10 protein-coding genes and 1 pseudogene are annotated in these 12,224 nt (G+C 65.4%); 5 read left to right on the top strand and 6 right to left on the bottom strand.

Annotated elements, in window-relative coordinates:
* Nucleotides 1-188 precede the first annotated feature (188 nt).
* The 3 genes and pseudogenes from NNX37_RS13115 to NNX37_RS13105 form a co-directional block, all read left to right on the top strand.
* Nucleotides 189-728: an ABC transporter permease family protein gene (locus NNX37_RS13115; RefSeq protein WP_255793184.1), complete on the top strand. Its 540-nt coding sequence runs from the start codon at nucleotides 189-191 to the stop codon at nucleotides 726-728.
* A gap of 5 nt (nucleotides 729-733) precedes the next feature.
* Entirely contained in the window at nucleotides 734-2,206 is a 1,473-nt protein-coding gene (locus tag NNX37_RS13110; protein WP_255793183.1) for a glutamate--cysteine ligase, read from the top strand.
* Nucleotides 2,207-2,390: 184 nt separating this feature from the next.
* A pseudogene (locus NNX37_RS13105) lies at nucleotides 2,391-2,819 on the top strand (Hsp20/alpha crystallin family protein); the annotation flags it as partial.
* 271 nt (nucleotides 2,820-3,090) lie between these two features.
* Here NNX37_RS13105 and NNX37_RS13100 read toward each other — a convergent pair.
* The 4 genes from NNX37_RS13100 to NNX37_RS13085 all read right to left on the bottom strand — a co-directional run bounded on the left by NNX37_RS13100 (nucleotide 3,091) and on the right by NNX37_RS13085 (nucleotide 8,383).
* A complete protein-coding gene (locus NNX37_RS13100; protein WP_255793182.1) occupies nucleotides 3,091-4,053 on the bottom strand; it encodes a bile acid:sodium symporter family protein in 963 nt (320 codons plus the stop codon).
* Between the two features lie 127 nt (nucleotides 4,054-4,180).
* Nucleotides 4,181-5,416, bottom strand: a complete 1,236-nt coding sequence (locus tag NNX37_RS13095) for an NADP-dependent isocitrate dehydrogenase (protein ID WP_255793181.1) — start codon at nucleotides 5,414-5,416, stop codon at nucleotides 4,181-4,183.
* A 163-nt stretch (nucleotides 5,417-5,579) separates the two neighbouring features.
* Nucleotides 5,580-7,205, bottom strand: coding sequence for a bifunctional phosphoribosylaminoimidazolecarboxamide formyltransferase/IMP cyclohydrolase (gene purH / locus NNX37_RS13090; protein WP_255793180.1), 1,626 nt, complete (start codon nucleotides 7,203-7,205; stop codon nucleotides 5,580-5,582).
* A gap of 224 nt (nucleotides 7,206-7,429) precedes the next feature.
* A complete protein-coding gene (locus NNX37_RS13085; protein ID WP_255793179.1) occupies nucleotides 7,430-8,383 on the bottom strand; it encodes an endonuclease domain-containing protein in 954 nt (317 codons plus the stop codon).
* Nucleotides 8,384-8,497: 114 nt separating this feature from the next.
* Here NNX37_RS13085 and NNX37_RS13080 point away from each other — a divergent pair, with 114 nt between their 5' ends.
* Nucleotides 8,498-9,850, top strand: coding sequence for an MFS transporter (locus tag NNX37_RS13080; RefSeq protein ID WP_255793178.1), 1,353 nt, complete (start codon nucleotides 8,498-8,500; stop codon nucleotides 9,848-9,850).
* A 6-nt stretch (nucleotides 9,851-9,856) separates the two neighbouring features.
* On the opposite strand, the gene purN is transcribed toward NNX37_RS13080, so the two are convergent.
* Nucleotides 9,857-10,435 carry a phosphoribosylglycinamide formyltransferase gene (purN, locus tag NNX37_RS13075; RefSeq protein WP_255793177.1) on the bottom strand — a complete coding sequence of 193 codons (579 nt, stop codon included), beginning with the start codon at nucleotides 10,433-10,435 and terminating at the stop codon, nucleotides 9,857-9,859.
* A 40-nt stretch (nucleotides 10,436-10,475) separates the two neighbouring features.
* On the opposite strand from purN, the gene NNX37_RS13070 reads away from it, so the two are divergent.
* Nucleotides 10,476-10,907: a hypothetical protein gene (locus tag NNX37_RS13070; RefSeq protein ID WP_255793176.1), complete on the top strand. Its 432-nt coding sequence runs from the start codon at nucleotides 10,476-10,478 to the stop codon at nucleotides 10,905-10,907.
* On the opposite strand, the gene NNX37_RS13065 is transcribed toward NNX37_RS13070, so the two are convergent.
* The gene (locus NNX37_RS13065) at nucleotides 10,904-12,196 is read right to left on the bottom strand and encodes a cell division protein PerM (RefSeq protein WP_255793175.1); all 1,293 of its coding nucleotides are present in this window, start codon (nucleotides 12,194-12,196) and stop codon (nucleotides 10,904-10,906) included. The genes NNX37_RS13070 and NNX37_RS13065 overlap by 4 nt on opposite strands.
* Between the last annotated feature and the right edge of the window lie 28 nt (nucleotides 12,197-12,224).

The following is a 12,224-nucleotide window of genomic DNA, read 5'->3' as shown; positions in this document are numbered from 1 at the left end:
TTCCGTACGACGATAATAAGCACACTTAGTTACGAATGTGTAGCGTGTTACGATCATAAGTGCCCTTGCTATTAGCTCCTGCGCGTGGTTTTCTTCTTGCACCGATTCAGAAGCGCCGCGGACCCCGTTCCATGCCGGATGTCCGGCATCGAACGTACCGCTGGCCCACAACCCACAGGAGCATCACCTTGGCGGCAAACCTCATAGCACGCTCTGTCCATGACCTCACAGCCGCAGCCTGGTTCGGTGGTTCCCTGATGGGTGCCGTTGGCCTGAACGGCGCGGCCGCAGCGGCGAAGGATCCGACCGAGCGGACCCGGCTTTCCGCCCTCGGCTGGAAGAAATGGGCTCCCGTACAGGCCGGGGCAATCGGCCTGCACTTCCTTGCCGGGCTTGCTCTGGTCGGTGACAACAAGACACGGGTGTCCCAGCAGGAGGGAGTCGGTCCCCTCACCGTCTACAAGACAGCGGTCACCGTGCTTGCTGCCGTGGTTACGCTCTATTCCGGCATCCTTGGGGGCAAGGTCGGGGCGATGGCGGAGCAGGGCAGCCAGGGGGCCACGGAGCCCCATGAAGGCGCTTCCAAGGAACTTAAGTCCGCCCAACGCCAGCTGAAAATCCTGCAGTGGAGCATCCCGGCCCTTTCCGGTGCCGTGATTGTGATGGGTGCCCAGCACGGTGAAATGCAACGGCCGGCCAATGTCCTCAAGGGACTGAAAAAGAAGTAACGGCCATGGGTGCAGAAGTCACGAGCCGGACTTTCAGCCGTGCGCAGCGCACAGCCTACCGGCAGCGCCTGTTGGAAAACCTCGATCACTTCGCTCATTTCCTTTCCACCGCACAGTTTGCGGACACGGCCAGCATCGGCCTGGAACTTGAGCTGAACCTGACCAACCGGGACTTCTCCCCTGCCCTGCGCAATACGGCTGTCCTCGAGCGGATCGCCGATCCGGCCTTCCAGACCGAGATCGGTGCCTTCAACATTGAAATGAACCACCCCGCAATGGCGGTGGGTCAGTTTGGACTGAAGGAACTCGAGGACAGCCTGCGGATGCAGCTGAACAGAGCGGACGAGCGGGCGGCGCAGGAAGCTGCGGACATCATGATGGTGGGAATCCTCCCCACCCTGACCCCCCGCTTCATGGACGGCTGGGACTGGCTCAGCAGCGGCCAGCGCTATGCTGCCCTGAATACTTCCGTCCTCCAGGCCCGGGGAGAGGACGTCCTCCTCGATCTGTCCGGGCCGGAGCCCCTGTCCTTTTACGCCCAGAACATTGCGCCGGAGGCTGCGTGCACGTCGGTCCAGCTGCATCTGGAAGTCTCACCCGATCAGTTCGCGCCGGCCTGGAACGCTGCCCAGATGATCGCCGCACCGCAGGTGGCCCTGGCTGCCAATTCACCCATTTTCATGGAGCATGTGCTCTGGCACGAAACCCGGATCGAACTCTTCAAGCAGGCCATTGACACCCGCCCGCCGGAAATGCGCAATCAGGGCGTGCGCCCGCGCGTCTGGTTCGGGGAACGCTGGATCACCTCGATCTTTGATCTCTTCGAGGAGAACGTCCGCTACTTTCCCGCCCTGCTTCCGGAGCTTTCGGGCAACGGCTCGGAAACCACCCCGTTCGGCGCTCCGCTGCTGCCTGAGCTGCGCCTCCACAACGGCACGGTCTACCGCTGGAACCGCCCCATCTATGACCCGGGCAGCGGCGGGACACCCAACCTGCGTCTGGAGAACCGGATCCTGCCGGCCGGCCCGTCCGTCCTGGACGTGGTCGCCAACGCAGCGTTCTACTACGGTCTCGTGGAGTACCTCCGCACCTCCGACCGTCCCCTGTGGAGCCGCATTGCCTTCAAGACGGCATCGGACAACTTCCTGAACTGCGCCCGCCACGGACTGGAAGCATCCGTCTACTGGCCGGGCATCGGCGAGATCCCGGTGGCGGAACTGATCCTGCGCCACCTCATTCCGCAGGCTGCGGAAGGGCTCAGGGAGCTGAAGGTGGATTCGTCCCTGATCGACCGCTATCTGGGTGTAGTGGCGGAGCGTGCGCGCACCGAGCAGAACGGGGCTGCCTGGCAGATCTCCACACTGCGCAGGCTGGAAGCCTCCGGACTGCAGCGTCCGGCGGCTCTGGGTGAGCTCTCACGGCTCTATTGGGAGAACATGCACACCAATGCGGCCGTGCATTCCTGGCCCCTCGGCTGACCGGGCAAAAACCGGTGCGGAGGAGCAAAAACCGCAGCTGTGGCCTAGCACTCAAAACCGGCGAGTGCTAGCGTGAAATGCATCGTTGAGTCGAGACGACTCAACCTTTATCGACCCTTTTCCAACAACGGCATTCCAATCACCGGTGCCCCGCCGGGCGCCGGCGCAAGAGGAGTTGATGACAATGGCGATGAAGTTTGATCCATTCCGCGAGCTCGACCGGGTTGCCGGTGCCCTGCTGGATCCCCGGCAGCGGCTGCGCCTGATGCCGATCGACCTGTACCGGGAAGGCGACCACTACATCCTTAACGCGGACCTGCCGGGCATCGACCCGGGCTCGGTGGATGTGGACGTTGACGGCCAGCTGCTGACCATCCGCGCCGAGCGGACCATTCACACGACCGAGGGCGCCACCTGGCTGACCCGCGAACGGGAAAGCGGAAGCTTCCTGCGGCAGCTGAACCTCGGCCAGGGCATTGATATTGAGTCCATTTCCGCCAAGTATGAGAACGGCGTGCTGAGCGTGTTCATTCCGGTGAGCGAACGCTCGAAGCCGCGCAAGATCGAGGTTGCCGCTGCCTACAAGGACAGCTCCACCATCTCCGGCCAGTCGACGTCGGAGCCTGCCTCGGTCTCCTCCTCGAGCAGCGGCAGCTCGGGCTCATCCGGCTCGTCTGGCTCATCGGGTTCCGGGGTCCCGGGTTCCGGCGTTTCAAGTTCATCCGGGTCGGGTTCGTCCGGCGGGTCCGGCGGACCCTCCTCTTCCGGCGACAAGGGAGCGGGAATCTGACACTCCCCCTCACACTGGAACCACTGCGGGCCCCGGACGCTATCGTCCGGGGCCCGCAGCGGTTCCGGACGCTATCGTCCGGGCGAACCTGCTCTCAGGCGGAGGGCCTGCGCTGCCATATGGCGGCCATCAAAGCGCCTGAGACGTTATGCCATACCGAGAACACCGCTGCGGGCAGGGCCGCTTCCGGGGCGAAGTACTGCTTGGCCAGTCCCGCTGCCAGCCCGGAGTTCTGCATGCCTACCTCAATCGCCATTGTCCGCCGTGAGGCTATCGGCTGGCGGAACAGCTTCGCGGCACCGTAGCCCAGCCCCAGGCCGAGTCCGTTGTGCAGCACCACTGCGAGCAGGATCAGCCAGCCCGCGGTGAAGATGGCTTCGGCGCTTCCCGACACCACGGCAATGACCACGAATGTGATGGCCACAACCGAGATCCAGGGCAGGACCGGCAGGACCCGGTCCACCAGCCGCGGCACCAGCGAACGGATTACCAGCCCCAGGACCACCGGAATGAGGACGATCTGCACAATGGACCAGGCCATGGACCCGGCGTCGACCGCCATGTACCGGCCGGCCAGCCAGAGGGCGAGCAGCGGGGTCAGCAGGGGCGCCAGGAGCGTGGAAACCGACGTCATCGCGACCGAGAGGGCCACGTTGCCGCGCGCGAGGTAGGTGACGACGTTCGACGCCGTGCCCCCGGGCGCGCAGCCGACCAGAATCACGCCGGCCGCGAGTTCAGGGCTCAGCTGAAGCGCCCAGGCAATCCCGAAGCCCAGCAGCGGCATGATCACGTACTGCGCCACCACTCCCAGCAGGACGGGCAGCGGCTGCCGGACCACCAGCGCGAAGTCCGGCAGGGTCAGCGTCAGGCCCATACCGAACATGATGAGCATCAGGCCGGGGTTGATGTATCCGGACAGGCCGGTGAAGGGCTGCGGGAAGAACAGTGCCACCGCTCCCCCGGCAACAATCAGCAGCGGAAATACGGTGACCGCTATGCGGGCGCTTCGCTCTTCGGCCGTCTTCGCGGCGGGCTGCGCTTTGGTGGAGTTCGACATCCCCACATGGTGGCACCGCCGGTCCGGCTGCGCTAGTTGTTACGCGTGTGCTTAACAAGGTGGGAAACGACGACGGCGCGCCGCCCCGGGAAGGGGCAGCGCGCCGTCGTCGTGCGTGCAGTAAAGCTTAGGCTGCAACCTCGGCGCCCAGGCGGGCCTTGAGGTTCTCGTCCAGTGCGGCGAGGAACTCTTCGGTGGTCAGGTACGCCTGATCCGGGCCGACCAGCAGTGCCAGGTCCTTGGTCATCTTGCCGGATTCGACCGTCTTGATGACAACGTCTTCAAGGGTCTCGGCGAAGCGAATGACCTCGGGGGTGTTGTCCAGCTTGCCGCGGTGCATCAGGCCACGGGTCCACGCGAAGATCGAAGCGATCGGGTTCGTGGAGGTGGGCTTGCCCTGCTGGTGCTGGCGGTAGTGCCGCGTGACCGTGCCGTGGGCTGCTTCAGCCTCGACGGTCTGGCCGTCCGGGGTCATCAGCACGGAGGTCATCAGGCCCAGCGAGCCGAAGCCCTGGGCCACGGTGTCGGACTGGACGTCGCCGTCGTAGTTCTTGCAGGCCCAGACGTAGCCGCCTTCCCACTTCATCGCGGAGGCAACCATGTCATCGATCAGGCGGTGCTCGTAGGTGAGGCCGGCTGCTTCGAACTGGTCCTTGAACTCGGCGTCGAAGACTTCCTGGAACAGGTCCTTGAACTGGCCGTCGTAGGCCTTCAGGATCGTGTTCTTGGTGGAGAGGTACACCGGGTAGTTGCGCTGCAGGCCGTAGGCGAAGGAAGCACGCGCGAAGTCCTTGATGGAATCGTTGAAGTTGTACATACCCATGGCGACGCCGCCATCTTCGTTGTACGTAACAACCTGCTGCTTGATTTCTTCGCTGCCGTCGGCCGGCGTGTAGGTCAGCGTCAGGGTACCGGCACCGGGAACCTTGAAGTTCGTGGCCTTGTACTGGTCGCCGTGCGCGTGGCGGCCGATGATGATCGGCTTGTTCCAGCCCGGGACCAGGCGCGGGATGTTGGAGATGATGATCGGCTCGCGGAAGACCACGCCGCCCAGGATGTTGCGGATGGTTCCGTTGGGGGAAACCCACATCTTCTTCAGGCCGAATTCCTCGACGCGTGCTTCGTCGGGGGTGATCGTGGCGCACTTGACGCCTACGCCGTGTTCCTTGATGGCGTTGGCGGCGTCGATGGTGACCTGGTCATCGGTCGCATCGCGGTTCTGGATGGAGAGGTCGTAGTACTTCAGGTCGACGTCCAGGTACGGGTTGATCAGGCGATCCTTGATGAACTGCCAGATGATGCGCGTCATCTCGTCGCCGTCGAGCTCTACTACAGAGCCCACAACCTTAATTTTCTCAGCCACACGATCTCCTTGTGTGTTGGTGGGACCGGAGCATGTCTAGTGGCATGACGGAACCCGTCTTTTTGGCTTTTATTTGTGTCCAACTATGCCATAGCCCACTATCCACGCCCTAAACAGCAGGGGCGGCGCATTACCTGCGCCGCCCGCTGATCCGGGCCCTGGTTTAGTGGAAGAAGTGGCGGGCTCCGGTGAAGTACATGGTGATTCCGGCGGCGGCTGCCGCGTCGATCACTTCGTTGTCCCGGATGGATCCGCCGGGCTGCACGACGGCGCGGACGCCGGCGTCGACGAGGATCTGCAGGCCGTCTGCGAACGGGAAGAAGGCGTCGGAGGCTGCCACCGAGCCGCGGGCCCGCTCCCCGCCGTTGCCCTCACCCTCGCCACCGAGGGTATTGGCACGTTCGACGGCGAGCCGGCAGGAATCCACCCGGTTCACCTGTCCCATCCCCACACCCACGGAGGCACCGTCCTTCGCGAGCAGGATCGCGTTGGACTTGGCCGCACGCACGGCGGACCAGGCGAAGGCCAGGTCGGCCAGCGTCGCCTCGTCGGCGGCTTCCCCGGCTGCGAGGGTCCAGTTTGCCGGGTCATCGCCCTCGGCCTGCAGCCGATCCGCCTTCTGGAGCAGCACACCGCCGGACACCTGCCGGAACTCTGCTTCGCTGCGTCCGTAGCCGTCCGGCAGCGTCAGCAGGCGGATGTTCTTCTTCGCCGAGAGGATCTCCACGGCCTCCGGCTCGAAGTCGGGGGCGATCACTACTTCGGTGAAGATGTCCTTCACGGTCCGGGCCATGCCCGCGGTCACCGTGCGGTTGGCGGCAACAACCCCGCCGAACGCCGAGACCGGATCACAGGCGTGGGCCTTGGCATGCGCGTCGGCGATCTGGTCTGCGGCACCGGGCGAGGCCACGGCGATGCCGCACGGATTGGCGTGCTTGACGACGGCGACGGCAGGTTCGGTGAAGTCGAAGGCGGCGCGCAGGGCGGCGTCGGCGTCCACGTAGTTGTTGTAGGACATCGCCTTGCCGTGGAGCTGATCGGCCTGGGCGACGCCGGGCCGGGCATTCTTGTCCACATACAGGGCGGCGTCCTGGTGCGGGTTTTCGCCGTAGCGCAGCACCTCTGCACGTTCCAGGGCGAGCCCGGTGTACGCCGGCCACTTCGTGCCTTCTTCGGTGCCGTCGCCGAACTGCTCTGCGGTCCAGGTGGCAACGGCGGTGTCATAGGCGGCGGTGTGGGCGAACGCTTCTGCTGCCAGCCGGCGTCGTTCTGCCAGGTTGAACCCGCCTTCGGCCGCCGCGGTGACGACGTCGGAGTACTTGTTAGGATCCACCACCACTGCCACGGAGGGGTGGTTCTTCGCGGCGGCGCGGACCATGGACGGGCCGCCGATGTCGATCTGCTCCACCACGTCGTCCTGCCCTGCACCGGACCGGACAGTCTCCACGAAGGGGTACAGGTTCACCACCACGAGGTCGAAGGGTTCAATCTCCATGTCTTCCAGCTGGGCAATGTGGTCTTCGCGGCGGCGGTCGGCGAGGATCCCGGCATGGATCCGGGGGTGCAGCGTCTTGACGCGTCCGTCCAGGCATTCGGAGAAGCCAGTCACTTCCGAAACCTCGGTGACGGCAATGCCCGCCGCGGCAATCTGCTTGGCGGTGGAGCCGGTGGAGACGATGCTGACCCCGGCGGAGGCGAGGCCCTGCGCGAGTTCCGTCAGGCCCGTCTTGTTGTAGACCGAGATCAGGGCCCGGCGGATAGGAACACGGTCGAGGACGGGATTGGTCACAGCTGACACTCCATGTAGTCGATGATCGGCGCGCAGGCCGTGCGGCCCATGAGCAGTTTATGCCTTCGCCTTCCGCCGGTTCCGGGTGCGCGGTAACAAGGTGTCTCAGGACCGTTACTGCGCGCTTCCGCCGTCGAGTCTGCACGGATTACCGTTCCAGTCATCGAGTCCGCACGATTTACCGTTTTTCGGGCAAAAAGTGGTCAATGTTGCGGAATCGATTCTCAGGTTGGCCATCCGGGCTGCCAGCCTCGGGCCAAAAGGGCCGTCCGGACCTTCTCCGCCGTTGCGGGTGCGTTCTCCGGGCGGAGATGCTGTTTGGTGAAGCGCAGCACCACCCAGCCCAGCTGGCGCAGACGGTCATCCCGTTCGATGTCGCGGTGCCACTGGGCCGGATCCAGCAGATGGTGCTCCCCTTCGTATTCCAGGGCAATTCGCAGCCGGCGGTACTGCAGGTCCGGGCGGGAGATTACCCTGCCGTCCGGTCCGGTGATCCACTGGTTTACTTCCGGCTCCGGCAAAGCGGCATGGTGGATCAGGAGCCGGAGGTGTGATTCCGGTGCGGAGTCCACCCCTGCCCTCAGCAATCCCCAGGCCGCAACGGCGGTGGCCCTTCCCCGAATGCCTGTCCGTCTCTCGACTACTTCCTGTATTTCCGCTGGCTGGCACAAGGGGTCCGGCCATGGCAGGGAACCGCCGCGGGGCGGCGCATCCTGACGACGGAGAAGCGAATCCCCCACAGCAACAAGGTCGTCACACGACAGAACGCAAGCCAGGTCCGTCCAGGTAAAAACGGGTGAAGTCACCAACAAGCCGTTCGAACGGACCACATCCCCCTGCTGCAGAGCGGCATTGTGTCCGACCACGCCCCTCCGCCGCGGCTGGCTGTAGCGCAGCGGGCGGGTCAAGTGCAGTGGTGCTGTATCAAGGTGAAGCGGCAACCACATTCCCCAGAGAAGGGCGGCTGTAACGTGGCTGGCCACGGTGTGCCCTGCTTCCGGCGCCAGGGCCCGCAACTGGTCCGCCAGGGAGCGTTCCCGTCCGCGCACTATTCGCAGACCATACCCGGCGGCAGCGAATTCCTTCCGGCGCAGCCGCGAGGGCGGCAGGCCGAGGGCGCGGGCCTCCGCAACGGAGAAGACGGCGCCGGGCAACGGCGGGGCAGACGGAACAGCCATGGCCTCATTTTCCTGGACACCAAACCCGATCTGCCCGCTATCCACAGGTCAGCACGCCAAGCAGGTATCGTTTCCCCGGACCCACGCACCTCCCCTCTGAAAGGCCACGACCCGATGTCCGTTACCAACGCCCTGCCCACCGGAGACCAGGTGGTCCAGAACCTGCCCTGGCGGTGGAAAGTCCAGGGCAAAATCTTCCTCATCGGCGGGCTCGGCTTTATGTTCGACGCCTGGGACGTGACCCTGAACGGTGTCCTGATTCCGCTGCTGTCCAAGGAATGGGACCTGGCTCCGGCCCAGGCCGCCTGGATTGGAACGGCCAACCTTCTCGGCATGGCGATCGGCGCCTTTGTCTGGGGTTCCATTGCCGACGCGATCGGCCGGAAACGGGCTTTTTCAGCCACCCTTCTGGTGTTCTCAATCTTCACGGTGCTGGGCGCCTTCTCCCCGGACATTGTCTGGTTCTGCATCTTCCGCTTTATGGCCGGCTTCGGGCTGGGCGGCTGTGTTCCGGTGGACTACGCCCTGGTGGGTGAGTTCACGCCCAAAAAGCAGCGCGGCCGGGTACTGACCGGAATGGACGGCTGGTGGCCGGTGGGCGCTGCACTCTGCGGGGTCACCTCAGCGATCATCATCGGCACTTTCGGGGACTGGCGGTACACCATGCTGGTCATGGTGATCCCCGCCTTCCTGGTCTTCTGGGTGCGGCGGTCGGTCCCGGAGTCGCCCCTGTATCTGGTCCGCAAGGGCCGCACTGCGGAAGCCTCCGCCGTCATCGATGACCTGGTCCGGCGAACCGGCGGAACGCAGACCGAGTGGCAGCTCCCCGAACCGCAGGCGCCCGAGAAGCTGTCCCTGGGCACCATGGGCAGCCAGCTGGCTGACCTCTGGCGGTTCAGCACCAAGACAACCATTGCGGCCTGGTCCCTGTTCGTGAGCATCCTGCTGGTCTATTACCTGGCCCTGCAGTGGATGCCGAAAATCCTCGTGGATGCAGGTTTCGCCGAGCACCGGGCGTTCCTGACCACGTCGGGGATGGCCGCCGTCGGTCTGCTGGGCGTTATTGCGGCTGCTCTGCTGGTGGAAAAAGTCGGCCGGAAGTGGATCCTGGCGATCACCGGTCCCCTGTCCGCCGCCATCCTGGTAGTGGTGGCCCTGGTCGTGGATGTTCCCCTGGCGGCGACGATCTGGCTGCTGGTGTACGGGTTTGTGGTGCAGGTGGCCATCCCGGTGCTCTACGCCTACGTCTCGGAGCTCTACCCCACCCAGCTGCGCGGCAGCGGTTTCGGCTGGGCATCCACCGTGTCCCGGATCGGCGCCGGCTTCGGTCCGCTGATCTTCGTGTCGGTGCTGTGGCCGTACCTCGGGCTCCCGCTGTCCTTCGCGCTGGCCGGGGTCCTGGTTCTCGCGGCCGTACTGTGGATGGCTAAGTTTGCCCCCGAGACCAAGGGCGCTGCCCTGGACTAGCGGCGGTTACAGTGCGGGCAGGCCGTCGCGGCTGATCCGGTCCAGCGTTTCTATCAGCAGCCGGCGCTCCTGGACCTTGATGCGTTCATGCAGGGTTTCCTCGGTGTCTCCGTCGAGCACTTCGACGGCGGCCTGGGCCAGGATCGGCCCGGTGTCGACGCCGGCGTCGGCCAGGTGGACCGTGCAGCCGGTGACCTTCACTCCGTAGGCAAGCGCGTCGCGTACGCCGTGGGCGCCGGGGAAGGACGGCAGCAGGGCCGGATGGGTGTTCAGGTAGCGTCCCTCGAACCTATTGATGAAGTGCTCGTCCACAATCCGCATGAAGCCGGAGGAAAGCACCAGGTCCGGTTCGTAGGAAGCCACCTTCTCCGTGAGGTCCCGGTTCCAGTCCGCCCGCACCGGATAGTCGCGGAAGGGAATCACGAAGGTCGGGTAGCCGGCGTCGGCGGCGCGCTGGACCCCGCGCGTTCCCGGACGGTCGGAACCGACGGCGGCAATCTCGACGTCGAGCCGGCCGTCCCGGACGGCGTCCAGCACTGCCTGAAGGTTGGACCCGGTACCGGACACGAGGACTACGATGCGCATGCGTCCACCATAGGCGGCCGCGTCCCCTACGCTTAAACCCATGAATGACGACGGCGCCCAGCACCAGACCTCCACCCTTTCGGCTCCCGAGAGCCGCCCCTCACCTACGGAGCAGCAGAAACGCAGCGCAGTGCAGTACGTGCGGGTGTTCTGGCTCCTGCTGGCCGCCACGCTGCTGAGCAGCGGTCTGGTCCTGCCGTGGAAGCTTTTGCCGCTCGCACTGGGGATCGCTGCCCTGGTGATCGGCGTCGTCGCCCTGGTCAAGGCGGCCAGGCGGCGGATGGGTCCGCTGATGCCGGTCCTGATTTCCCTGGGCCTGGTCATTACCGCGCTCACCACCCTGGGGCTGACCGGAATGGTCCTGCTCTGGGATGAAACCATGACCTACGAATCCTGCATGCGGTCCGCACTCACCCTGGACGGCGTGGATGCCTGCGAGGCGGAATACCTGCCGTTCCAGCAGGTCCGCTAAACGTCCAGCTTGGGTTCGCGCTCAAGCCACGGGCCCACGGCGTAACCGATGACGACGCCGACCGCGACTTCCGCGGCCACCCACAGCCCCAGCCACAGCGGGTCCGGGCCGAGGCCCACAAAGCGGCCGATACCCAGGGATCCCCGGGCCAGGCAGGCGGTGCCGGCGGCCAGCAGCCCGGACACCAGGCCGACGATCGCTCCGAGGATCAGGGTCGATACGGGGGCGGTGAACCAGCGGGCACGGATCTTGATGGAGAGCCACTCGTCAAAGTGGTTTTCCCCTTCCCGGAGGAACCACCAGCCGGCCAGGATCCCGGCCATCACCGGGATCAGCAGCGCCACGTAGCCGTATTCCATGGTTCCGACGGGAAGTGCGGCCAGGACCGGAACCGCGGGCAGCGGGCCGACAGTGGTTTCCAGCGGGCTGATGATGCTGCCGGTCCCGAGGGAGAACCCGGCGCCGGAGGCCCAGCCCAGGGTCCAGACCATGAAGTTGGGCATCAGTCCCAGTTCCACCACGGTGAGCACCGCGCCGCCGACTGCACCGGCGTCGAGCCGTTCGTAGACGGAGGTTATCTCGGCCCAGTTCAATGCCAGCGCGGCCACCAGCAGCAGGGCGGAGAGGCCCAGCGCAGCGACAGTGCCCACGGCACCGGCCCGCAGCGCGGCCCACATGTAAGAGCCGGCCCAGCGGGAATGCTGGCTGGTACGGGCAATCCAGTCGGTCAGGTCCATACCGATCAGCCGCACCCAGGACCCGGCCTCGATCCTGGCCCCCACAATGAGACCGGCACCGGCGGCGATCAGGGGCACCAGGGCCCCGGCCGCCACCGAGATCCGCACCGCATCGGTGCTGCAGAAGTACGCTGCAGCGGCCCCGATCAGTGCATATGTGCCAAGCGCGCCCAGCAGCGCCTGCCAGAGCTGATCGGTATAGGAGGCCCGGGCGAGCCTGCGGCCGGCCCGCCAGGACAGGAAGAACGGAATCAGCGTCAGTCCGAGCGGCAGGAAGGACAGCAGCCCGGTAGCGGCTGCCTCGCCCAGTTCGCCCGCAGGGAAAGTCAGGGACAGCGGCACCCCGTGGATCAGCAGCCAGGCCTGGCCGCCGAGGAGGGCCAGGGAGACGAAATCCAGACTGGTGAAACCGTTGGCAAACCACACGCCCACGAGCGGCAGCAGGACCAGCAATGCCGAAAGCACAGCTGCCTGCCCCAGTTCGAAGGTTCCCTGCAGCCAGAGCGGCATGGGCGGCACACCCGGCTTCTTCGGCCGCAATAAAATTTTCATCGCTTCTATCGTGCCATCCTGCTCCGCG

It is taken from the genome of Arthrobacter zhaoxinii, assembly GCF_024385505.1.
Lineage (GTDB): Bacteria > Actinomycetota > Actinomycetes > Actinomycetales > Micrococcaceae > Arthrobacter_B > Arthrobacter_B zhaoxinii.
This window is presented reverse-complemented; position numbering and strand designations above follow the sequence as displayed.